General features: G+C 67.3%; 25 protein-coding genes. 11 read left to right on the plus strand and 14 right to left on the minus strand.

The annotated features are described in order from the left end of the window. The 3 genes from AB0I18_RS46240 to AB0I18_RS46250 form a co-directional block, all read left to right on the plus strand. On the plus strand, positions 1 to 692 hold a 692-nt coding region (locus AB0I18_RS46240), incomplete at its 5' end, for an IS256 family transposase (RefSeq protein WP_363111834.1). A 322-nt stretch (positions 693 to 1,014) separates the two neighbouring features. After that, entirely contained in the window at positions 1,015 to 3,249 is a 2,235-nt protein-coding gene (locus AB0I18_RS46245; RefSeq protein WP_363111835.1) for a helix-turn-helix domain-containing protein, read from the plus strand. A gap of 12 nt (positions 3,250 to 3,261) precedes the next feature. Next, the gene (locus AB0I18_RS46250) at positions 3,262 to 3,822 is read left to right on the plus strand and encodes an XRE family transcriptional regulator (RefSeq protein WP_363111836.1); all 561 of its coding nucleotides are present in this window, start codon (positions 3,262 to 3,264) and stop codon (positions 3,820 to 3,822) included. A gap of 153 nt (positions 3,823 to 3,975) precedes the next feature. Here the strand turns inward: AB0I18_RS46250 and AB0I18_RS46255 are convergent, their stop codons facing one another. Continuing rightward, the gene (locus AB0I18_RS46255) at positions 3,976 to 4,176 is read right to left on the minus strand and encodes a hypothetical protein (RefSeq protein ID WP_363111837.1); all 201 of its coding nucleotides are present in this window, start codon (positions 4,174 to 4,176) and stop codon (positions 3,976 to 3,978) included. A 117-nt stretch (positions 4,177 to 4,293) separates the two neighbouring features. Between AB0I18_RS46255 and AB0I18_RS46260 the strand changes: the two genes are divergently transcribed. After that, on the plus strand, positions 4,294 to 4,980 hold the full coding sequence (locus AB0I18_RS46260; RefSeq protein WP_363111838.1) for a hypothetical protein: 687 nt from the start codon (positions 4,294 to 4,296) through the stop codon (positions 4,978 to 4,980). Continuing rightward, positions 4,973 to 5,896, plus strand: a complete 924-nt coding sequence (locus tag AB0I18_RS46265; RefSeq protein ID WP_363111839.1) for an HAD family hydrolase — start codon at positions 4,973 to 4,975, stop codon at positions 5,894 to 5,896. Before AB0I18_RS46260 ends, AB0I18_RS46265 begins: the two co-directional genes overlap by 8 nt. Positions 5,897 to 6,297: 401 nt before the next feature. On the opposite strand, the gene AB0I18_RS46270 is transcribed toward AB0I18_RS46265, so the two are convergent. After that, positions 6,298 to 6,525 carry a hypothetical protein gene (locus tag AB0I18_RS46270; RefSeq protein WP_363111840.1) on the minus strand — a complete coding sequence of 76 codons (228 nt, stop codon included), beginning with the start codon at positions 6,523 to 6,525 and terminating at the stop codon, positions 6,298 to 6,300. Between the two features lie 150 nt (positions 6,526 to 6,675). Between AB0I18_RS46270 and AB0I18_RS46275 the strand changes: the two genes are divergently transcribed. Then, positions 6,676 to 9,156, plus strand: a complete 2,481-nt coding sequence (locus AB0I18_RS46275) for a PQQ-binding-like beta-propeller repeat protein (protein ID WP_363111841.1) — start codon at positions 6,676 to 6,678, stop codon at positions 9,154 to 9,156. 238 nt (positions 9,157 to 9,394) lie between these two features. Here the strand turns inward: AB0I18_RS46275 and AB0I18_RS46280 are convergent, their stop codons facing one another. From AB0I18_RS46280 to AB0I18_RS46300, 5 genes are all read right to left on the minus strand, one after another. Further along, positions 9,395 to 9,910: a DUF6233 domain-containing protein gene (locus AB0I18_RS46280; RefSeq protein ID WP_363111842.1), complete on the minus strand. Its 516-nt coding sequence runs from the start codon at positions 9,908 to 9,910 to the stop codon at positions 9,395 to 9,397. A 2-nt stretch (positions 9,911 to 9,912) separates the two neighbouring features. Beyond that, entirely contained in the window at positions 9,913 to 10,272 is a 360-nt protein-coding gene (locus tag AB0I18_RS46285) for a nucleic acid-binding protein (protein ID WP_363111843.1), read from the minus strand. Positions 10,273 to 10,429: 157 nt separating this feature from the next. Beyond that, positions 10,430 to 10,666 carry a DUF6300 family protein gene (locus AB0I18_RS46290; protein WP_363111844.1) on the minus strand — a complete coding sequence of 79 codons (237 nt, stop codon included), beginning with the start codon at positions 10,664 to 10,666 and terminating at the stop codon, positions 10,430 to 10,432. 309 nt (positions 10,667 to 10,975) lie between these two features. Further along, complete coding sequence (locus AB0I18_RS46295; RefSeq protein WP_363111845.1) at positions 10,976 to 11,674, minus strand: Crp/Fnr family transcriptional regulator; 699 nt, start codon at positions 11,672 to 11,674, stop codon at positions 10,976 to 10,978. After that, a complete protein-coding gene (locus AB0I18_RS46300) occupies positions 11,671 to 11,931 on the minus strand; it encodes a hypothetical protein (RefSeq protein WP_363111846.1) in 261 nt (86 codons plus the stop codon). The genes AB0I18_RS46295 and AB0I18_RS46300 overlap by 4 nt, the downstream gene beginning before the upstream one ends. A gap of 455 nt (positions 11,932 to 12,386) precedes the next feature. Between AB0I18_RS46300 and AB0I18_RS46305 the strand changes: the two genes are divergently transcribed. After that, a complete protein-coding gene (locus tag AB0I18_RS46305; protein WP_363111847.1) occupies positions 12,387 to 12,527 on the plus strand; it encodes a hypothetical protein in 141 nt (46 codons plus the stop codon). 249 nt (positions 12,528 to 12,776) lie between these two features. Here AB0I18_RS46305 and AB0I18_RS46310 read toward each other — a convergent pair whose 3' ends face one another. Both AB0I18_RS46310 and AB0I18_RS46315 read right to left on the minus strand, forming a co-directional pair. Continuing rightward, complete coding sequence (locus AB0I18_RS46310) at positions 12,777 to 12,950, minus strand: hypothetical protein (protein ID WP_363111848.1); 174 nt, start codon at positions 12,948 to 12,950, stop codon at positions 12,777 to 12,779. Continuing rightward, positions 12,929 to 13,345, minus strand: a complete 417-nt coding sequence (locus AB0I18_RS46315; protein ID WP_363111849.1) for a hypothetical protein — start codon at positions 13,343 to 13,345, stop codon at positions 12,929 to 12,931. The genes AB0I18_RS46310 and AB0I18_RS46315 overlap by 22 nt, the downstream gene beginning before the upstream one ends. A 158-nt stretch (positions 13,346 to 13,503) precedes the next feature. On the opposite strand from AB0I18_RS46315, the gene AB0I18_RS46320 reads away from it, so the two are divergent. Together AB0I18_RS46320 and AB0I18_RS46325 are read left to right on the plus strand one after the other, a co-directional pair. Beyond that, the gene (locus AB0I18_RS46320; RefSeq protein WP_363111850.1) at positions 13,504 to 14,025 is read left to right on the plus strand and encodes a hypothetical protein; all 522 of its coding nucleotides are present in this window, start codon (positions 13,504 to 13,506) and stop codon (positions 14,023 to 14,025) included. Positions 14,026 to 14,385: 360 nt separating this feature from the next. Continuing rightward, positions 14,386 to 14,988, plus strand: coding sequence for a hypothetical protein (locus AB0I18_RS46325; protein ID WP_363111851.1), 603 nt, complete (start codon positions 14,386 to 14,388; stop codon positions 14,986 to 14,988). A 257-nt stretch (positions 14,989 to 15,245) separates the two neighbouring features. Here AB0I18_RS46325 and AB0I18_RS46330 read toward each other — a convergent pair whose 3' ends face one another. Next, a complete protein-coding gene (locus tag AB0I18_RS46330; RefSeq protein ID WP_363111852.1) occupies positions 15,246 to 16,667 on the minus strand; it encodes a hypothetical protein in 1,422 nt (473 codons plus the stop codon). A gap of 327 nt (positions 16,668 to 16,994) precedes the next feature. Here AB0I18_RS46330 and AB0I18_RS46335 point away from each other — a divergent pair, with 327 nt between their 5' ends. Next, on the plus strand, positions 16,995 to 18,326 hold the full coding sequence (locus tag AB0I18_RS46335) for an ATP-binding protein (RefSeq protein WP_363111853.1): 1,332 nt from the start codon (positions 16,995 to 16,997) through the stop codon (positions 18,324 to 18,326). Between the two features lie 160 nt (positions 18,327 to 18,486). On the opposite strand, the gene AB0I18_RS46340 is transcribed toward AB0I18_RS46335, so the two are convergent. The 3 genes from AB0I18_RS46340 to AB0I18_RS46350 all read right to left on the minus strand — a co-directional run bounded on the left by AB0I18_RS46340 (position 18,487) and on the right by AB0I18_RS46350 (position 20,658). Beyond that, positions 18,487 to 18,747 (minus strand): hypothetical protein, encoded by a 261-nt coding sequence (locus tag AB0I18_RS46340; protein ID WP_363111854.1) that lies wholly within the window; start codon positions 18,745 to 18,747, stop codon positions 18,487 to 18,489. 738 nt (positions 18,748 to 19,485) lie between these two features. Then, the gene (locus AB0I18_RS46345; RefSeq protein ID WP_363111855.1) at positions 19,486 to 19,701 is read right to left on the minus strand and encodes a hypothetical protein; all 216 of its coding nucleotides are present in this window, start codon (positions 19,699 to 19,701) and stop codon (positions 19,486 to 19,488) included. Between the two features lie 126 nt (positions 19,702 to 19,827). Beyond that, complete coding sequence (locus AB0I18_RS46350; protein ID WP_363111856.1) at positions 19,828 to 20,658, minus strand: winged helix-turn-helix domain-containing protein; 831 nt, start codon at positions 20,656 to 20,658, stop codon at positions 19,828 to 19,830. Between the two features lie 437 nt (positions 20,659 to 21,095). On the opposite strand from AB0I18_RS46350, the gene AB0I18_RS46355 reads away from it, so the two are divergent. Continuing rightward, positions 21,096 to 21,704, plus strand: coding sequence for a hypothetical protein (locus AB0I18_RS46355; RefSeq protein WP_363111857.1), 609 nt, complete (start codon positions 21,096 to 21,098; stop codon positions 21,702 to 21,704). 75 nt (positions 21,705 to 21,779) lie between these two features. Here the strand turns inward: AB0I18_RS46355 and AB0I18_RS46360 are convergent, their stop codons facing one another. Further along, positions 21,780 to 22,292: a DUF1707 domain-containing protein gene (locus AB0I18_RS46360; RefSeq protein ID WP_363111858.1), complete on the minus strand. Its 513-nt coding sequence runs from the start codon at positions 22,290 to 22,292 to the stop codon at positions 21,780 to 21,782. Positions 22,293 to 22,303 lie beyond the last annotated feature (11 nt).

Below are 22,303 nucleotides of genomic sequence, written 5' to 3' on the forward strand. Positions count from 1 at the left end.
TGACCACCGAAGGGACCCGGGACATCCTGGGGATCTGGGCCGGTGACGGCGGCGAGGGTGCGAAGTATTGGCTGCATGTGTTCACCGAGCTGAAGAACCGCGGCCTGGACGATGTGCTGATGCTGGTCTGCGACGGGCTCAAGGGACTGCCCGAGGCCGTGGAAGCCGTCTGGCCTCGCACGATTGTCCAGACGTGTGTGGTGCACCTGCTTCGCAACTCGTTCCGTTACGCCGCCCGCCAGGACTGGGACAAGGTCGCCAAGGCACTCAAGCCCGTTTACACCGCGCCCAGTGAGGACGCGGCGACGGAACGGTTCCTGGAGTTTCAGGAAGCGTGGGGCCGGAAGTATCCGGCGATCGTGAAGCTGTGGTCGGACGCCTGGGCCGAGTTCGTTCCCTTCCTCTCCTTCGACGTCGAGATCCGCAAGGTCCTCTGCAGCACGAATGCGATCGAGAGCGTCAACGCCCGCATCCGCAGGGCCGTCCGCGCTCGCGGACACTTCCCCAACGAGGCCGCCGCCCTCAAGTGCATCTACATGGCGCTGATGAGCCTGGACCCGACAGGGAAGGGCCGCAAGAGGTGGACCATGCGATGGAAAGCACCCCTGAACGCGTTCCAGATCGCCTTCGAGGGTCGCCTGACCCCGAGCAACAACTGGCCACTCAACAACCAAGATCAGCCGTTAAATTGACACACCCGCCGTTTCACTTCCGGCGAAACTCGTCACTCGGCTGTCCAGAGGCCGATCAGGCAGCCCAGCCTTGGTCACGATGGCAGTGCGCCTCAGTCACGGCTTGTGATTCGCAGGCGCGAGAACATCTTCGACCCCAGCGAATGAGTGACCCCAGCTCAAACTTCGATGGCATGTGATCAAGGTCGGCTGTCACAGGGCAAGGGGCGCCGGTCGTCGTTTAGTGCCCACCTCCCTCGAACGCACATCGTGCGCGATTCGTACGGCAAACGTACGCACATCGTACGTTTCATGGGATAGGGTCTGGGTCAGGAGGTGTTCCATGTCCGAGTTGTTCGATGCGGTCGACGCGCTGGTCGCGTCCCGCGCCACGCTGCCGCCACCGGCGGAGCGCAAGCGGCTGCGTGCCGCGCACGGCCTGACGATCGACGAAGTGGCCACCGCACTGAAGGTGCGGCGGGCCACGGTGTCCGGCTGGGAGTCCGGCAAGACCGAGCCCCGCCCGCCGGAGCGCGACGCCTACGCCCGGCTGCTGGACCAGCTCGCGGAGCTCTACCCGGCGCCCTCAGCGCCGGAGGAGACGGACGACCCGGCGATGCCAGCCACGTTCACCGCCTCGCCCGCCCCGACTGACGCGCAGGCTCTGTCCGCTGGTGCGGCTGTCGAGGCTGCGGACACGACTGCAGCCGAGAACACCCAGACCAGCCCCGTCGCCGCTGCCCCGGAGGCCGCAACGCGTCCGGCGCGCACCACCAGGCCGTCGTCGGCGTCGCGGCGCCCCTCGAGGAAGGCCGCCCCGGCGAACACCCCCGCCGATGGCACGGACCCGCGTTTCGCCAACGGCCCGCTCGCGGTCGTCGACGTCGACGCCGACGGACAGGTCCTCGCGTACTGCACCGGCGGCCTGGTCCTGGACGTGCCCGCCAAGTCGATCCCGGCCCTGGCGGACTGGACGCTGCGCGAGGCGAAGCTCGGTCAGCCGAAGCTGTCCGGGCCGGGCAAGGACGCCGACCCGCTGCTCGTCCTCACCCCGTCCGCGCTGGAGCGCTACGGCCTGCCGGTTGCCCTCACGGATGAGGAGCGCCTCGCCGGGCGGATCCCCGAGGGCCACAAGGTCATCAAGCAGCTGATCCGCGCGGAGTGGAAGCTGACCAAGCGCGGGTTCGGGTCATGGGCGCGGATCTACCGTCCCGCCACCGGTTCGGAGCGGGCCTGCGTGCAGCTGTGCATCCCGTCCTGGAATGCGCTGGATGCCCGGCACTGGGGCGAGGCTGGGCAGCTCCCGCCGGCGGAACTCGCCCGGGTGCTGGGCGTGTACGCGTCCCGAGTGATGACGCCGCGCGGATCGACCGCCGTGACCGGCCTTGAGCTGATGACCGCGCTGCACCCGCCGACCCGGGCCTCCGAGCCGGACCCCGACGGCAAGCGGCACTCCGAGCACAACCCCGGCTCGCTGGGGAAGGACCCGGTGGACTGCGCGCCGTGCGAGGCTCCCGACGGGCACCCGCTCCTCAAGGACCTGCCGCGCTTCCACGTCCGCGGCCCGGCGGAGAAGCTGTTCGAGGAGGCGTACGACTGGGCGCGGCCGATGACCGATGCCGAGTGCACCCTGCGCCACCTGGTCGGCATCGACGTGAACATGGCCTTCGCGGCAGGTGCCAACGGTCTGGTCGTCGGCATCGGTGCGCCCACGCACGTCAAGGCGCCGGTGTTCGACGCGAAGCTGCCCGGCTCCTGGCTGGTCGACCTGTCCCATGTGGACCTGTCGCGGGTGAAGGTCGGCAAGGACAAGTGGGCGGATCTGGACGCGAGTTTGCTGCCCAGCCCGTTCACGCCCAAGGGCGAGCGCCCCGAGGGCCCGGCCTGGTACGCGACGCCCACCGTGGCGTACGCGGTGGAACTCGGTTACGAGGTGCACCCGATCGAGGCGTACGTCCGGTACGAGAACGGCCGCTACCTGGACGGCTGGTACCAGCGGCTGCGTGACGCCTACCTCGCCACGATGGCCGACCTCGGTGTTGACGCCGACCTGGAGCCGGCCGACTTCCTGGCGGCGATGGACGGCTACCGCGGCCGTGACCCGGAGCTGGCGATCGTCGTCTCCGCAATCAAGGCGACGGTGAAGGGCGGCATCGGCAAGCTGCGCGAACGCCCGCGCGGGGAGGGCTGGCGGCCGGGCGAGCCGTGGCGTGCGCTGTCCCGCCCGACGTGGCGGCCCGACATCCGCGCGGCGGTCATCTCCCGCACCCGGATCAACCTGCACCGCAAGATCGTCAAGCATGCGGCGTTCACCGGCCAGTACCCGATCGCGGTCCTGTCCGACTGCGTCGTCTACGCCGCCAACGGCACCAGCCCGCTGGACTTCCTGCCCTACAAGGACGGCAAGCCGCTGCCCGGCGGCTTCAAGCTCGGCATCAACCCCGGCCTGGTCAAGCACGAGGGAGCTCAGGAAGTCCTGTGGGGCGAAGAGGTCCGCGAGCGGTTCAACGCCCCCGAGCTCAACCTCGCCCGGTACATCAAGGACGGCACCGTCACCGACGTCGACAACGGAGAGTAGGAGAAGGCGACGATGAGCCTGTTCGGGGACGGTCTGGACGCCGCGGTGCAGAAGGCGTTCACCCGCCCGGCGCCCAAGAGCGCGGGCCCGCAGATGCGGTACATGGTCAAGCAGTTGGGCGGCACCAAGCAGGTTGCCCAGATGCTGCGGATCTCGCAGCGCACTGTCGAGCGGTACGTGAAGGACCAGATCAAAAAGCCCCGGCCGGACCTCGCCGCGCGCCTGGAGCGCGAGGTGAAGAAGCGGTGGCAGCCTCAGATCCGGGCCAAGGCCCGCGAGAAGGCGGCGACGACCGGCGGCATCGTCATCGACGTCCACGCCCGCCTCGGGTACGCCGGGTCGCCGATCGACACGACGGACGAGGACCGCATCCGGCACCTCACCGTGGCCCTTCCGCCCCAGCACGCCGCCCGCCTCTTCGACGCGCAACAGCAGGGCGCCAACGACGACCGGCTGCGCGAGCTCACCGCCGAAGCCCTCAAGGAGGTCTACTTCCAAGACGGCGGCCGCCGCGCAGGATCCCTGCAGGAAGTCCAGATCAACGACGTACTGAATCTGGAGTTCGACCTGTAGAGGCCGTTGCTGAACTGCCTGTGGGCGTTGGTGTGGTCGGGTAGCCGGAAGCCCAGCCGGCCTCGGTCGGCGTGGGCGCGTATCCGTACTCGCTCCCGCCGGACGACGGGCCGGGACAGTTGAAGCGCTGGGATCAGCGCGGGCTGGCCATCGCTATCCAACGAGGTTGTGTAGTACGGGGATGGAGGCTCCAGCGACCAGCAGACCGGCCAGAACAGAGGCAGCAGGGGAGTTGCCGTCAAGGTGGGTAAGCCCGCCGACGAGGACGCCGATCAGCGCGCCGATCAGCAGAACCAGCGTGCTGCGCACTGACAGCAGGGAGGAGGACGGTGTGGGACCCGATGGTGAAGGCACCTTGGCTCCTTGGAAGTTGGATGCTGGTTCGTATGTCGCCAGGACGGGAATGTCCCACAGAGAACTTTCTTCGAGTTGTCCGTGGGACATCGGCACGCTAGAGACATACAAGGAGCCATGACCCCAGACCCGTTCCGACAGCAAGCAGACCACCAGCTGCTGACGGTGCTGGCTGCCTGCGGTTTCGCCGGTCCGCGCTACGCACGCTTCTCGGAGGAACTTGCTCGCTACGGCATCTCGGTACTGCAGGCCTGGCTGTACACCGGCCGGATCTTCGCCGCAACGGCCAAGTACGGCTTCCCCCTACACCCCACCGATGCCGAGCGGGCTGAACTGGCGCGCGACAGCGAACTGCGACAGGACCTAGCGAATATGACGGTGGCTCAGACCCTTCCGCGCTTCCGCGATGAAGCGTTGATACGCGGTGGCTGGCAGCCCGACGGCGGTTTGAGTCTCACCTCGTACTTCGTCGGCGCCTGTGTGTACCTTTTCCCCAACGAATATCGTCGGCACCGCACCGCCCAGCGACAGTGGAACCAGGCATCGGCCGCGGCGAAGGACCGATCCAGTTCGCTATGCGACGGTGCGGAAACCAGCCCCTTTCTGGGAAGACGAACTGTAGAAGAGGAACTGCGTAGCCTAGAACCACGCACCAGGGAAATTGTGGCGCTGCACCTTCAGTCGTACACGCACCAGGAGATCGCGGAGACCCTGGACGAGCCCTCCGCGAAAGCGGTCGAGGGCGTGTTGTACCGCTGGCGGCAACAGGTGAAGAGGAGCGGCAAGGAGGAGCGCGATGTCTAACAGCATCACGGACGCTCGCATCGACACCGATCCTGATCCGCACGCCTTCCATGTCCTGGCGTACACAGCCGACCCGGACGACGACTTCGAGGCACTACTCAACCGCTCGTCGCTGGGAACCGAAGGCGCGCGCAGCCTGCGCGAACGCACGCGGCTCGACACCGCACGCGACGCCGCTGGGCAGGAATGGGAGGTGCCCGGACTGCGGACGGTCATGGTGAACAGCCCCAACGACAAACCCGTGCGCGACCTTATCCGTCGCGCCGGGGTCGTGCTCTTCGACTTCGACGGGCCGATCTGCCGGCTGTTCGCGGGACACGCTTCGGAGCGTGTGAGAACTGATCTCATCGATTGGCTCGCCCAAGTCGGCCAGCTCGCACTGCTGACTCCCGAAGAGCAGGCGGCAGCCAGTGCGGACGACATCCTCCGCTTGGTCGCCCACCGTTACCCGGGCAGTGACCTGCATTCTGATCTAGAAAAGCGTCTGACTCAGGAAGAGCTCAAGGCGGTGTCCAGCGCCATGCCCACCCCCTATGCCGATCCGCTCATCCGCACCTGGACCGCGGTTGGATCTCGTCTGGCGATCACCACGGACGTCTCCGCACGGACGGCGAGGCACTACCTCGACGGCCGCGGAATGCTCGACTGCTTCGCTCCGCACATCTACGGCCGTACGGAGAGCGACCACGATCCGTACCGCCTTAGGCGCGCCATGACCTCGATGGGCGCAGGCATCGACGCCACGTTGATGATCAGCAGCAATCCGACTGCTGCCGAGGCCGCTCGACGAGCTGACATTTTCTTTCTCGGCTACGGACGCAACAAAAGGAGCGAGAGAGAGCTGCTGGAAGCGGGCGCCACCTGCACTATGTCGTCACTCGATCTCGTGCTCAGAATCCTACGAGACCACGAATGACGCGCCCCGATCGAGAATAGAGAGGTTCGACCGGAACGTGTGGACCGGCGCAGCCAATGACACCGGCTTCACCGTCACCCGCAGCTGACGGCCCTCCCCGTGGCGCCGGGGACCTTCTTTGCGCCGTCGAGGCCGTGGCGAAGCCCTTGAGTACGGGGTCCAGTTCGGCGGCCACCGCACCGGAAGCCTGGAAGAGGTGTGGTTCACGGACATCGAGCACCTCGAGTTCGACCTGTAGCAGCAGCGCCCCGAACAGCCCGCGAGCCCCGGACCGATGTGGTCCAGGGCCCGCTCGCGTATCCGGGGGGGCCTCTCGAATCTGCCGCCAAGTGACAAGTACCTGAGAGTGACGATCTTCCGACGCCTCGACTTGGGGCTACTGGCCAGAGGACCGCCCGGCATCAGATGGGCGGACGGGAGCCGTTGACGATGGTGTCGGTCCACGTCTGCAGGTGGTTCAGGATGCTCTCGACGCGGCCGAACATCGTGGTGAAGGGCAGGATGAGGAGCGGCAGGGCGAGCAACGCCGTGGCCACGATGAGCGGGAGCAGCGCCAGTATCCGGATGGCGGCGTTGGAGACGTCTCGGCCATGGCGAAACGCCTGCGTGAGGAACTGGTGTTGCTCCATGCTTGTCTCCCCTGGGGGTCCGCTGCGCCGTCTGGCTGCTTGTGACCAGCCTTCACTCCGGGGAAATGCCTAGGAAGAAGAATCAATAGGCAATAGTGCAGGTCAGGGGGCTGAATCAATTCGCCTGCTGGCTTGTGGGGCGGGGGATAGGTGAGTGAGGAGCGTAAGCCGAAGTCGAAGAGCGGACGCAAGCTCAAGCCGCTGGACCCCGCGGGCGACCCTGTGGTTCTGGACTTCACCAGGGACATGCGCACGTTCGTGCTCGAGCCCTTGCTGCTGGGCGAGAACGGCTACACGGTTCGGCAGCTCGCGGAGGGGCTGGGGGAGGGGTTCAGCGGGTCCACGCTGTCGCGGATCATCAACGGTTGGGTACCTCCCCAACGGGAGAAGGTGCGCATCCTGCTGCGCCACTTCGGCGATCTGACCGGGCAGCCGCTCACGGATGCGGTACAGCAGCAGTTGCTCACCAAGTACATGGCGGCGCTGCAGGTCCAGGACGAGGAGCAGTGGGACTTCTTCGTCGCGTTGGACGAGCGCGATGCGGCCGTGCGCAAGTCGGACTGGTTGGACGAGCAGGTGGACACGCTGCGCAGCGAGGTGCAACGGCTGCAGGGGCAGATAGAGCAGAAGAACCAGGTGATCGCGGACACCCGGGCGGACCTCGATCAGACCGCGCGGGAGCTGACTGCGGCCTCGACGTTGGGTGACGATGCCGAGCGGTGGCGCATCGAGGCGGAGGAACTGCGCGGACAGTTGGAGGACGAGCAGCGCGAGCGGCAGCGGCTGGCCGAGGAGGTGCAGGAGAAGGGCGACCAGCTGGAGGACGTCCGGGCCCTCGTGCGGACTGCGGAGGAGGACTTGGCGCAGAGCGAGGAGAAGCTGGTCGCCCTGTTCAGCGCGCGCACCGCGGAGGCGGACGAGCGGGAGCTCCACCGCTCCGGGGAGCGTGCGCTGGAAGAGGCGGACTCCGTGGTCACGGAGGCGCTGGCCGCGATGCAGGACGAGCTCACGCACCGCCAGCTGGCTCCGGCCCTGCCGAGCGTCGAGGGCCCGATTGACCCACCGCCTGAAACGATGCGCCCAGGCCGACGATGGGGGCCGATCCGCTCGGCGACCTCGGAAGGAGCGCTGCTGGTCACGGTGCTGCGCGGCCTCGTGGACAACAGCGGCAAGTCTCTGGAGGACCTCTGCTCGGAGCTGGCGACCTCGGCCACGCGGCTGGACATGTACCTGTATGGGGACCAGCTCCCCCCTGCCTACCAGGTCTCCCGCCTGGTGCGGGCGACCGTTCCGCCGGAGGAGGTCGAGCGCACCGAGGTGGACGCCATCGTCCTCCTCGATCAGGCGCGGCGCGCGGTGAAGGAGCGCGGCGGGGACGCGGGTGAGGAGACGACCGGCGGCGATTGGATGCAGGGCCTGGTTGATCGTGATCGTCGGACGAGGAAGACCGTCGGCATCGTCGCGGCGGCGCTCACCGTAGCGCTCATTGCGGCCACGCTGGGCTATCTCCTGAAGCCATTCTTGGACAAGAGCAATGCGGGGCCAGGGGCGCACCCCTCGTCGTCTGCTTCGCCCTCCCCGCACGTGTCCGCCGGGTCATCGCCGTGGAGCTTCAGTACGGGCTCGCCCATCCACAGCTCGCCCGTCGTCACGGACAGCAGCGTCTACTTCGCGACCGACAGCGCCGTCTACGCATTGAACGCCGCCACCGGCAAGCGACTGTGGAAGCGGAGAATCGCGGTCGCCCAAGCAACTTCGGGCGTCGGGCCGACGGTGTCGAACAATGTGGCGTACGTCGGCGATAAGCACGGCAACCTGCACGCCCTGAACACCAGCAACGGGTCGACCCTGTGGAAGCACCACACGACCACCGGCTCGATCAGCACCACCCCGGCGGTGGCCGACGGTGCCGTCTACTTCGGCGACGAGAACGGCCACGTGTACGCCGTGGACGCGAAGACCGGCACGACTACCTTATGGAGCAGGAACTTCAGCTTTCCGGGCGGCGGCTCCATCTCCTCCCCCGTGGTGGACAAGGGGGTCGTCTACCTAAGCAAAACGGTCGCCCCCTTCTACGCACTGGACGCGAAGACCGGGAAGACCCTGTGGCACCAGTGGGACGGTGGCGACGGATCCTGGGTGAGGCCCGCGCTCGACGCGGACCGTGTATTCGTCAACAGCTACGACGAGCGGATCTACGCCTACGACCGTTCCTCGGGGAAGCCGCGGTGGATCCGGCACCTCGACGGCGGCTACACCTACTCCCAGCCCGTGGTCGTCGACGGCCGGGTTTACTGCGGCAGCCACGTGGGTGTGTACGCCGTCGACGCCGACAGCGGCAAGGTGCTGTGGACCACCCCGAAGGGCACCGCCGATTCCGGGTACGTATCCCCTGCCGTCGCGGACGGCGTGGTCTACACGGGCGGATGGGAAGATCCCCACCTCTACGCGTTCAAGGCGACGGACGGCAGCCTCCGCTGGAAGTTCACCACCGACGGCGATGTCCAGAGCGCCCCTGTCGTCGCCAATGGAAGAATCTACTTCGGCAGCTGGGAGGGGACCTTCTACTCCATCAACGCGAAGACCGGAGGCAAGATTGCCCCCAACAACATCCTCACGGACAAATCATGAACAGCACATCCATGCCCCTTGCCCCGAGTAGCAGCCCAAGCAACAGAGGCACACCGGCGGTGGCAACACCGGGTTAATCGGCCCTGTTCTCGTATAGCTGCCGCATCGATGCCTCCGCGCCTCGACCAACTGGATCACGACGAAGCGTTCCTCGACCGGATCTTCTGGTGGTACCTGGCCACGGTAGAGCTCACCAATCGATTGATCGCGTCGCGGACCTCCGCCTGAGCCCTGCGGATCAATCTTCAAAGCCGTGGTCGAAACCCTTGAGCATGGGGTCCAGTTCGGCCGCCGCGCCGCACAGCGCACACAGCCGGGCCCCGGGCTGCTCCGCGGCGTCCAGCGCCTTGTCGAGGGTCAGCTTCGGCGCCCCGGCGGGTGCTTCCTCACAGTCGACGGCATGGATGACGCCCCGGCCGGGACCGCGGCCGCCGTCCAGCTTCTGCAACACCCATCCCGACGGCCGACGCTCCCCGAGGATCTGCCGCTCCGTCGACGGCGGCGGCAGCCGGGTCGTCGGAACGTCGTCGTACGAGACGCCGGGCACGGGCTTCACGTGGTCCGGGGCTTGCACCCACACCACGTACCAGGCGGGCTCCACAGCCCCCGTAGGCGTGTTCTGCCAGGCCGGGACGGCCACCTTGTACAGCCAGGTGCCCGGGACCTGTTGGCGCTCCTGGAGGCGGCCGGTGACCTCCTGGCCGTCGGGCAGGACCACGATGATGGGCGGCGGCTCGGGTGGCGTGTCCGCCACGGCTACGCGGCCTCTTGGCCCTCGCGCTCGCGTGCGAGGGCGTGCTTGAGCTGGGAGCGGGCATCGAGCCGTTCGGGTCCGGCGACGTCGTTCCAGAAGGTGTGCGTGACGATCGTGGCGGCGAGGTCGCGTTCCCGCTCGCGTAGCGCGGCGACCTCTTGCTGCTCCTGCTCCGACCAGCCTGGCGAGTGCGGGTATGCGCGGGAGGTGGTGAGCCAGTAGCCCTCGGGGCGCTGCCAGCCTTCCGTCGGTTCGACGGAGTAGGGCAGCGGCTTGTACAGGGCGGTGAGGTCGGCCCGCACCTGGGTGAGTTCCTGCTGCGCTGCGATGAGGTCGCCGGGGTAGTCGTACGTTGTCGCCACGGCCCCAGCAGTAGTTCGACCCGGCGGCCGTACTGCCCGTACGACGCGGCGGCACTGCGCGCCCGGCAGCTTCTGCTGATGACGGCTCAGGGCTGGTCGGGCGGGGTGTCGTGCAAGTACCAGCCGTGGGTGGCCATGCACTCCTTCGTCCACTCCATCAGCAGGTGTGAGCCCTCCGTGACGCGGTTGCGTCATGGCCGCCGTCGTCGGCGAACCACTGCACGAGAAGGCCGGCCGCCGGGCGGTCCACGTCTCCGGTGTCGCACACCGGGCACAGCTCCAGGTGGATCGGCCGCCCGTGTGTGTCGTTCTGCGGCGCCACCTCGCTCATGATGAGGTCGCCCCGGCAGCGTGAACACTGCGGCAGCCGGTCGGAAAGCCTGAGCAGATTCATGGCCAGTCCCCTTGCTCTGGACGTGGCCCTCCACCCAAGACCCGCTGATCTGTGCCGTCAACCCCACCCGCGACGGTGGGGCTCCCGTTCACGGAATCTGTCCACAGGGGAACGGGTGTGTGCTGGAGGAATGATCGACAGCGACGAAGCGCAGCCGCCGGCCCCGCGCCGCAACAGGGTCCTGGACGCACTCAGCCGACGTCCCCGCACTGACGCTGCAGCGCCTGCTCGGAGCCCGCCCCGGTCGTACGCTCCACGAGCGCGCCCACGGCCGCGACGCCTCCGTCACGGCCTGGCCGGTTTCGGGCGTCACATCATGAACTCAGTGGGGATATTCGCCGCAAGGGCGTCCCGGTCCAGAATCTGCACCTTCCGGTAGGCAGTTGAGATCACTCCGGCTCCACGCAGTGTCCGAAGTTCGTTCTCCACCGATGCCCTGCTCAGCCCCACCAGTTGCGCCATCTGTGCCTGATTCACTCCAACCACCAAGCCAGCAGGGCACCCCCAACCGCACAGCACCTCGCTGAGTTCCAGTAGGAGCCAAGCCGTCCGCGCCAGACTGCTGAGGCGGTCGACGGCCCGCCAGACGCCCAGACGCAGTACATGCTGCGCGAGCGCGGAGTGCAACGCTGCGCTGATCTCCGGGCGCTGCTCAGCGAAGTGACGCAGACGGAAGGCAGGGATCACCAGGCAGGAGGTTCGCAGCATGATGGTTCGCGCAAAATGAGAGCCCGCATGTCGTTCATAGAGATCGATGTCACCCAGCAGATCCCCAGGCCCACGGAGCAAAGGATTCCAGTTTCCTCCTTCCTCGATCACGCCTCCGCGCGTGAGGAGATATACCGCGTCACCGGCAAGGTGAATGATGGTGTTGGAAGGAAATGACTTTGAGTGACTGAGGCCAATGAGTTCACTCTCCAGGGCCGGAGGGATTTCCCCCGAGAAACCTCGATCGGGAAGCCCTCGGACGCCGCGGTGCCCATACGAAAAGCGGCCCTGTGCGCTCACCAGGAGCCCGTTCCCGTACTGTTGACCGAGACCGCCGGCTCCGGTGTTACCACGCTCGGCGGGGGGCCCGGTACGCCACCAAAGGCGTAGATCACGGCCGCGATTGCTCCTACGAGACCCGAGATCGCCGTGATCAGCACCGCCATCTTGGCCGGCGTAGCCGACGGGAAGGTCCGTATGACGCCATACGTCAGGAGCGCCACTATGGAAACAGTCGCCACGCCTGCGATCAGGAAGATCGCGAAGTTCCAGCTCATGGATCCTCAATTCGCCGAGCCCTCAGATCTAAAAGACGCCGTGGTAAAGGGCGCCCACAGGCGAACATACGCCTATTCTGAAAATATAACCAGCCTCGCCGCACCCCCGATTCCAGGTAAAGGCAATCCCTGGGTCTAGGTAAAGGCGATTTAGATAATTCGAGTAACTCCATATTCCTAGGGATTTTTCCGCGCTGATACGGCGAACTATTGAGGCATCGAGTTGGCCTCTTCGCCGAGCCCGCCTCGATCGGAGGGTGGCGCCCGGGGTGGTAGCCGGGCATCACCCTCGCATCCCTCGGTCGCCGGTTGTGCTGTCATGGACATGCTCAAGATGGCGAACTGCACAGCGCCCGGCATGACTTCACCGTGCTGCGGACCCGGGACACGATTGATACCGATAGCCTGCCCGCGGACGCGGGATCGGAGCCCCGCTATTGAAGCGGTGCGTGCAGGTGTACTGGCAGCTCGACTACATGCTGCTGTTCGGCGAGTTCGAGACGCCGCGCGATCTCGGGCCGTACTACGCGCGCCAGGGCTTCACCGCGCTGCGGCCCGGGCCGGGATCGACGTCGGCACCGTGCTGGCTGGTGTGATGATCCAGCTCGGTGCCAACCCGGGCGAGACGTTCCTCTACCGGTGGCGCGCCGCGTCAGGTGACCGGGTGACGAGCCGTCACCCGGTCACCTGCTTGCCGGGCTCTTGCTGACCGCCGTCCAGCACCTACTCGGGGGCTGACCCGGGCAGACCGTGTCCGCCCGGCCCGGGCATTGATCCGCGCCGGTCTCCCCGCGCACTCTGCCCGCCTCAGCCTCCGTACGGCACGCCTTCCGCCGCGATCACCTTCACCGAGCCGTGATCGCGGTGACTATGGCGCTCAGGAGGGCCAGCGCAGTGAGGCCGACCGTGAACGGCTGCGCCAGTTTCGGGTGGCGGTGCACGGCGTAGGTGAGGACGCTGGCGATCAGCAGGCCGACCAGAACCAGCAGCAGGATGGTCAACAGGGCGAGCGTGGGCATGACGGGCTGTTCCTTTGTGAGATAGGAAGGGGCGCCCGGTCATGTCCTGGCCGCGCACGCGCAGCAGGTCGAAACGCGACCAGGTGCGCCGGGAACTCGACCGCTGCGCGGGCTGCGGCCGCATCGCGGCGGTGCATCCGTTGTTGGAGACGCTCGAACGCGAGCGAGCCCGCCTCCCACACGATGAGCTCGCAGTCGACCGCCGTATCGTCCGGCAGCCGCCGCACGGCCTCCTCGATCTCTGGGAACGCCCGGGCCAGGTCACTGCCGTTACGGCTCCGGAGGGCGATACGGCCATCGGCCCACCGGCCGGCCAGTGCGCGATAGCCGTCCCACTTCGGCTCCGCAGCACTACCGGGCCGCAGATCGGGCACGGACACGGGGGTGGTCAGCATCGGCTCCGGCAGCGTCCAAGTCACCTCTCATCTCTTCCACCTGCCATGTCCGCCACCCGAGTGACTGCGCATCGCCCGGCGAGCGAGGCGTAACTCCGCTCGCAGAGGACACGAGGGCCCCGGCCGCGGTCCCCGAGGGCGTGGGCATACTGCTGGCCATGACGACCCCGCTCCGTACCCGCATGTACGTGATCACCGTCGCGGTGCTGGTGTGCGTGGTGGGGAGCGGAGCCTGCCTCGGCTTCCTCCTGGACGGCTGGACGGGTGCCGTGGTCGGCGCGGGTGCCGCCGGCCTGGGCGCGGGATTCGGAATGCTTGTCCGTCCCCGGCCCGCGGTGGCTTCCGTCCGGGCCGCGAGGGGAGATGGCTATGCGGAAGGGATCGCCGACGTGGTCCTGTTGAGCGTCGCGATGTACGAGGCTGCGGTTTTCCCGCTCACCTCTGATGGGGTGAGCGATGAGGAGCAGGAGGCCCGTCGCACCGTCGCGTACCGGCTCTCCGCCTATGACGGCCTGCCCCGTTCCGTTCGGGTGTCGGCGGCCGCCGCGTTGGAGGCTCTTGACGACGGAGCGGACGCCGAACGTGCCCGCGCTGCCGTGAAGGAACTGTCGCTCGCGGTATATGAGTGCCGCAACGGCCGTTCTCTGCAGGGTGATGCCTCTGACTCCAGCAACGGGTAGAGATCACCTGGCTTCTCGGCCCGGTTACCCAGCACGCACGGCGGGCCGCAGACCTCGCCCGTTCGAGGGAATTCGGCGGCTCGTGTCTTCGGCCGGTGCGGCGCTCCTGGCCGGTTGTGGTCGTACGCGATGCGCACCTGCTGCGGACCGAGGCCCTGCAGTACGTCTACGGGGTGTGGAGCCTGTTCCAGAACCGCGAACGCCGGATGCCCGTCGTCCTGGTGGGACCCGAGGAGATCCGGTCCGTGCTGCGCCGGCCGTCACTCGCCAGCCTGGAGAGCTGCGTCTTCCTGGCACCGCCTCGCGGCGGCCGACGCCATCCGACTGCGGAAAGCCACCTGATTCCACGACACTTAGATCATGGACGCAGGGATAGCCGCGTTACTCGGAGCGGCAGTCGGTGCGGTGGGAACCGGCGCGGCGGCGGTGGCCAGCGGATGGCTGGGGGCTCGCACCGCTCAGCAGCAGATCATCGCTCAGCACATTCAGGCGGACCAGCAGCGTCGCTTTGAGCATGCGCGCGACCGCCGCGAGCCGCGGAGCCAGGCCTACGCCGACCTCATCGCCCAGACGCAGAAGATGGGCACCCTGGTCAATGTGATGAACGGAGCGGAGACATACGCGACGGACGACGTGCACAAGGTGATGGAGGAGACCACCAAACTGCTGCGCTGCCGTGCCCGCGTGGCGGTCGAAGGCCCAGTCAATGTCGCGGACAGAACGGAAGGCGTGATCGAGGCTGCCACGGACTGCCGGGATGCGCTGATGGCACTGGCGTCGCTACCGGGAGCTTCACCGGAGCTGCAGGCGATGTCCCGTCCAGAGCTGATCGAGCTGTGCCGCGACGGCGTTGAATTACTTGCGGAGAGCCTGACCGTCTTCGTCGACGAAGCCCGCGAGGCACTCGATGACAACGGTGGGAGCCAGCACATCGCCTCAGTCGGCCAGGTTGACGTGGGGTAGGTATGAGGGCGGCCGAAGCGATTCGGACGACTACGCCGACCGACTCCTGGGTGGTCCGCTCGCCGGGATCGAGCTGGAGACCACCGACATAGCCGGAAGCTGGCTCACGGCCGGTGACGCCGACCGGGGCCTGTACATCCCTGCGCACCGGAATTCGGTGCCCGGCATCGTCCCGGCGGAGTTCCGGGCAGCTGCCCCGCGCAGCCGATAGCAGGCGGGATGCCGCAGGAGGTGCGGAGTGCTGCGACCCCGTGGCTTCAGGGTCTGGCTTTGAAGCGGCTGAACATGTCCGGGATGAACTGGAGGAGAAGCTCCTTGGCGTCCTCGGGTCGTTTCAGTTCGTCGTGGCCGAAGCGGAAGACCTCGTACCCCCTGAGCTTGAGATCCCGGTCGGCGGCGACCATGTCCGCGTATTTGGCGGTGTCGGGAGTACGGCCGTTGTCGCGTGTGTAGTGCTGCACTCCGTCGACCTCCAGGACGACACGCTGTCCGTAGGGCAGCAGCAGAAGGAAGTCCATGCGGGAACGCAGCAGCGCTTCGGGGCCGCGTTCTTTGACGGTTTTAGGATCCCAGTGCAGCCATACCTCCGGCAGGAGAGCAAGGTCATCCGCGCAGAACGGGCGAGCCGTACGGTAGGCCGTGAAGAGGTTCCTCTGACCCGGTGAGTTGCCCGGCAGGCTCCTGAGGAGCCGTTGGTAGAGATCTTCATCAGCGTCGCTCTCGCTGTTGAACTCGTGGGTGTCCTGCCACCAGCGGTGCAGGTCACGCCAACGCAGACTCTCGACAGGAACCTCCCGGTCATAGACAAGGGTGGCGCCCGGACGCCCACCGACGATCTCGATGTCGTTGTCCACCGAGGACCGAAAACGAATGTCCGGCTTCCCGAGGGAAGCGAAAATGATGTTCTTCGGCTTCCGGTTGCTGTGCAGCCGCGTCGACACCAGGGTAAAGAGCGGATAGCCGCCATCGCTGCCGGTTTGCCGCAACTCGATGCCATGGGCGCGGAGGTGATCGTTGATCGTGGTGGCTGTCTTCTCCTGCAGGTGCTCGTCCAAGAGCACGTCTGCCGAGACCAGGCCTTCCAGGAAGCGGGCGAATCTGGCGTCCCCTGCCTCGAACGCACCGAGGCTCTCGCAAAGCCGCTCGGTCGACCAGTCCTCCTCATCGCGATTGCGGAAGACGTGCTTCTCGATGAGGTCCTTCAGCGTCACCGGCCGCGTCCCGTTCAGCAGCAGCGCGCTGAACTCGTCGAAGGAAAGGTCCGGTCCCTCGATCACCCAGAGACGATCCAGCAGCCGCAGGAAGCGGTCATGGTGCTGGGTGAGTTCCGGGAGATACAGGGCGCGCGCCAGTTCACGGCGGGCCTTCTTGGGGATGCCGGGTGGTGCACCCTCTTCCCACAGCAGGTCTTCGAGCTGATGGCGGAGCGGCGGGCGCACAGGGAAGGGGAAGTCCTGCTGCTGTAGGACGCGTTGGGCCAGCCGTGGCAGTTCCATGTCGGGTACCTGCTGGAGGCTCTGTTCAACCCGGGCCGGCTTGCTGCCGGCGTCCTCAGGAATCACTGGCATACCCAGTCGCTCGAAGGCCCGACTCAGCACGGTGTGCGTCAGGTTGCTGAGAGGCGCGACGGCTGTGTCGAGCAGTGCACGAAGCGCTGAACGATCGCTGCTGTCGACCATGGGCAGATGGTCGCAGAAACCATGGGAATCCGGCAGTGGCCCTCACTACGCATAAACGGAACTGCCGTGACAGCACGAGGCCCCGGGCGATAACGCCCGGGGCCTCTCAGTGCACTTCGCTTGACCGCTCGGTTCAACGACCAGCCGCGGCCGGTGTCACGCCCACTCCACTCCAAGTTCCCGCAGCGAGTCCAACTGACCCTGGGCGAGCCCGACGACGGGCGGCGGGCTCAGTACCGGAAATGCGTGGTGACGGCCCGGTGATCCCGTTTAGCGTGATCAGGCTGGCGATCGTCAGCAGCATGTGGTGAACACACTGGAGTTCCGATGGCTCTGCCCGCACGACTCACTGCCGCCCTGGGACGACACCCCGACGACCTCACCGAGGACGATCTGCAGCGTGCGGTCGAGAACCACATCCCCGAGAGTGTCGACCTCGATTGGAAGAAGGACTTCTACAAGGGCACCGACGCGGACAAGAAGGAACTCGCCAAGGACGTGTCCGCCATGGCCAACACCGCCGGCGGCATGGTCGTCATCGGCGTCGACGATGGCAAGCAGGACCACGCCCACGCCCTGGCCGCCTTCGACCCGGTCCAGGGCCGCGGTGAAGAGTGGATCCGCTCGGTGCTCGCGAACTGGATCCAGCCCGTCGTTCCCAACGTCGGCGTACGGGCCGTGAGATCCGCAGCCCACGAAGGAAAGATTTACTGGCTGCTCACGGTGCCCCGGAGCACCCAGGCACCGCACGCCGTCGCGGCCCCGGGTAACGACTACCACTTCCGGGTCCACGTCCGGCACGGCACCACGACCCGCGCCCTCTCCGAATCCGAGATCGCCCAGCGCTACCGTGACCGTTTCCAGGCCGCCTCTGACGACGTCGACCGCCTGAAGCAGGTCGCCGACGCAGGCTTTGGCTACTTGTCGGCCTACCTGACCAGCACTGAGCACGGCGGCAGTCCAAGGGCGACCTTCTCTCCAGGCTGGGTCAGCCTGGCCGCAGTCCCGGCTGCCCGGGGCACCTACTCCCTGACCACACGGGCGGACCGAGACGCAGCCTTCGTCCGCTTCCGCACGCTCGCCTGTGAAGGAGTGACCACCAGCGCGATGCCGGATGGCACCGCGCTGGTCGGACGCCGCCAGGTCCGCTTTGAGGGCAGACCAACCGGCCAGCTCCACCAAGACGGCAGCTTCTACGCGGCACGGCCGATCAACCTTCAGCGCGACCACTACAACGACGACGGCCCCAAGCGGCTGTATCACCGTGAGCTCGAACTCGATCTCGTGGCTCTGGTTCAGGCTGCGGCAGCCTGGGCAGCGGAGACCGGAGCGGTCGGTGACATGGTGCTGTCCGCTGCGCTCCACCGCTTCGACGGCGGCGACGGGCCGGTGCGCCTGGTCGCGTCAGAGGAGGCCTACCCGAGGGACGGCACCGTTGCGCCGCTCCCGGAAAGCCCGGCACAGACCACGGTGGACCTTGGTGCCATCGTCACCGACAAGCGGGAGGCCGTGGTCGCGGCCTACGCCCTCGTCGCAGACCTGTTGGCCGACATGGGGACGCATCAGCCTTACGTCCTGACCCCTGACGGGGACATCCAGATCGACCGGCTCAACACCGACTACCGCCAACAGCTCACCGGTTGGGACGCAGGGCGATAGCCGCCAGATGGGCCACAGCACAAGACCCCGGGCCTCGACAGGCCCCGGGTCCGGTGGGGGGAGGTCGTCTCAGTAGTCGTCCCGGTCGGAGGGCGGTCCGTACTGCTCGATCAGGTCGCAGGTGCAGGTGCCACCCTCGTACACCGACTTGTCGCACTCGTCATGGTGGTCCTGCTGCGCCGGGACGGGCCGTGCGGTGACTGCGGCGGGCCGGGCCGGGCTGGTCGGCGGTGCGGAACTCGGTGTCGACAACGGTGGAGGCGTTTTCGTCCTTTCGCCACTTCGCGGGGTTGTTGTACGGAACCAGGCCGCCCGCGTAGGCCATGCGCAGCAGTTCGGCCTTGGTGTGGTTGCGCATCGGCTCGTTCATGCGCTGCATCCGGGCCGTGCCCCGCGCCGCCTGGTGCTCTTCCTCCTTCACCGTGTCGCCCTGGTCGTTAGGCGGCTGCCACGATCGCCGGCGCGCGATCCGCGCGGCGAACGACGTCCCAACCCCGTTCCCGCTCCGCTCCTCTTCCCGCTCCTGCCCGGCGTCTGCTGGCCCGGACGTTTCGAAGATTCTCGAAATGCTGGATCGGCCGACGCCGCCCTCCAAGAATCGTGTCCCAGTCGCTGTTTCGCGCATCTGTATCAGTGACCGCTCGAAGCGGCACCGGATTCCGGCAATCAGGAGAAGAAAATGCGTAAAGCCGTACTCGGTTTGTTCGTGGCGCTGGCGGCTGTGCTCGCGGTAGCGCCGCTCGCTGGTGCTGACCAGATCGAGACCGTCGCCTGCTGCGGCCAGGTCCCGAAGTAGTGGGTACTCACCGTTAGCGCGATCTTGTAGCAAGGGTCCGTCAGCTTGCTGGCGGGCCCTTCCCTTCGTTCGGGACGGTGAGCGGACGGAAGCCGGCCGTACCTGATCACACGGTGCGGGGCACCGTTCGCCTGCCGCGACAAGCTCCGAGACCGCCGGCCTACGAGCAGGCGCGACGTCAGCCGGTGGTCGGCGCCTTCCGCGTCCACTGGCTCGTGCGTGGGCTCTTGCGGGTCAGACGCCGGGTCATCATGGTGATGAGTGCCCAGTTCAGGTGTGCTTCGGATTCTCTGAACTACCGAGATGTCTCCAGGTAGGGCTCAGTCCCACCACAACACGACGAACAGCCCTCGCCGCGCTGCATCAACGTAGAAGTCCCTCAGGGCCGTGAAGTGGTGCGTGAGGTAGGCCAGTGCGTCGCGCACCGTCGTGGACGTCGGCTGCAGCGGTGGCCATCGCGATCTGCTCGCTCTCGCGCGCCAGCAGCCGCCGGGTGGCGTGCCAGGGCGGTGCGAGTGCCCGCGCCACGCCGTCCACGACCTTCACGTACGCGGCGAGGAAGCCCTGCGGGTCGTCCACCAGCGGGCGCCTGGCGGCGACCCGCCGTACCGCTCCACGACCTCACCGGCTAGCCGATCCGGGTCGTGTCCCCGCAGCCCCTCCGCGACATCGCGGAGCCGGGTGAGCGACAGGTCTCCTTGCGGTTCAGTCTGCTGGGGTGGCGGACAGGAGTTCGAGGAGGGCCATGCCTCGGGCCGTGGCCCGCAAGCGGACGTGTTGGCCGTGTCGTTCGCGTTCCAGCAGTCCTGCCGCGGCAAGCTGATCGCAGTGGTAGGTGGCGGTGCTTGGGCTGATGTGCAGGCTGCGGGCGAGTTCGCCGACTGCGGGCTGGCGGGTCAGCTGGCGCAGGATCGCTGCCCGTATGGCTCCCAGGATGAGGACGAGCGCGTCATCTGCCGGGGCGGGGCTGTCGGGGGAGGCACCGGTGATGTGGCCCAGGCCGGGCAGGGGGTATCCGATCCAGAAATGTTCCGGGTGTACGGCGTCGTACAGGCCAGCCCGGTGGCCGGAGGCCAGGGGCATGAATATGAGGCGGCGATTGCCGAGTTCCGCGGGTGCTCCGGGGTCGCAGGGCGGCAGCTGCAATACGCCGTCGCGGTAGGGGACTATGGAGTTGAGGCCGGCCAGCACGGGGGCGAGGCTGCCGCTGACGGTGGCGAACCCGACGCGTTCCATTTCCCGTCCGATCAGGCCGTCTGCCCGCTTCCATAACGGCTCGAATGCCTCCCAGACGGAGGTGACCACGTGCTGGTAGGCCGTGAGGTAGTCACGCGGCGAGTCCAGAACCCTCCGCAGGGCCGGAGGCGGTGAGACGGGACTTTGCGCAGCCGTATCGTCGGCGAACTCGTCGGGGCTGAGCGACATCAGCTGGTCCAAGGTGGCCGACATCTTCGTGCTGCGCAGCTCGGAGGTCAGGGCCAGGCTGTCCGGTATGACGCCATGTGCCGTGGAAAGCAACGTGCGGACGAGGGGCACGGCAGCAGCGGGAGCGGAGTCGTGGACGGTCCTGCGCCACAGATCAGGTACATCGACAGAATGATCACCGAGAACACCCAAGAGCAAGGTGAACAGTGTGGCACCGGGATGCCTGACCACATCGACCTGCACTTGCTCCAACGGACCCAGCCGCACGATGCGCTCCGCCGTCATCCCGCTCCCCCCCCCGTGGCAGTTGTTCAGCGTTTGGAGGATATTCGAAGAGCTGGCCGGCGGTCCGCTCGTTGATCGAAGGATGTGGCCACAGGCAGCGGCGCGGACAGCCTGCTCACCTGACGCCGGGGGAGCCTCGGAGCGATGAAATGCCCAGCCTCTTGCAGGCTGCGCGCCCTGCTCACCACCTTCTTTGAGCAGGGCAACGAACAGCGGATGGCTTTTGGAGGGTTTATGCGTACTGGGCGGCGTTTCTTTGCAGGTTGAGGTCTGACCGTACCCGGGCGGCCGCCGCCGTGGCAGTCGGTGAGGTGGGGGGATGGGACGCCGTGTGGCAGCTGCTCCCGTACGTCGACGACGACGCCGACACCGAGCTGAGCAAGGGCGCGATCGACGGCTTGGGCGCACTCGTGTACGGCGGGCTGCACCTGTGGGAACGTCATCCGGTGGCCTGGGTGCTGGTCGCTCACCTGGAAGCCGGGCGGGACGACGTCTGGCGGACACGCAACGCGCTGGATGGCCTGGCCCAGGCCCTGCCCGGCGTGCGGCGCCTGGCCGACACGGCACCCTCCGGGGAGGTCAGGGCCGCCGCTCTGTCGCTTCTCGACGTGGACGATCCCACCGACAAGAACGCCCACAGGGATGTACGACGCTTTGTGCGAGGCCTGCACGACCCGCACGAGGCCGTCCGGTACGAGGCCGCGCTCGGCCTGGCGCGGTGGGTGGAGGCCGCCGGGTCGCTGCCGGCGGAGAGCGGAGCGGTACGCGAACGACTGGCCGTCCTCGCCGCGAGCGGCTCCCACAGCTCCCCGCGGCTGCGGCAGGCCGCCGCCGACGTGCTTGAGGCCGTGGCCCCCGATACGCGCGGCTGACCTGGCCGTGGGAGGCCGGGAGACCGGTCACTGAGCAGTGGGGGGGCGGGGGCAAGCCAAGCACCTAATGGGGCCTCAACGCCGCGCGTGGCGGATCTTCAACCGGCCGAACCCCATGGTCCCGGAGATCCGGATCCTCGGCCCACCGGGGCTGGAGCTCCGCCGGGTCTTGTAGCGCGTGTCTTTCCAACCGGTGTGCAGCTCCTCGAAGTCGACGATCGCGTCGCGAGGCACCGTGATCTTTGCCCTGCCGGTGCCGAGCTGCAACTCGATGTCGACTGCCGGATGTTCGATGACCGCCCGGGACAGGTCCAGGTGCACCCTTCCGAATGCGGACTCGACCTTGAGGAACCGAGGTACCCGCCATGCGCCGCGCCGCCGGATCCGTCCACCGGCGGCGGCAATCGTGGACGTGGTGTCGGCCTTCTCCTCCGGGAGCGAGGCCAGCGGCGAATCGAGCTCGCTGCGTGTCTTGGCGGTGAGCACCTGGTGGAGGCGTTCGTCCAACTCCTCGTGCGAGATGTGCTCTTCGGCGTACGCCGCCTGCAGCCGCTGGACGGCCGTGTCGCGGTCGTCTTCGCTGATCAGCGACTGCGGGT

The sequence above is a fragment of the Streptomyces sp. NPDC050704 genome (assembly GCF_040654355.1).
In the GTDB taxonomy this organism is placed as follows: Bacteria; Actinomycetota; Actinomycetes; order Streptomycetales; family Streptomycetaceae; genus Streptomyces.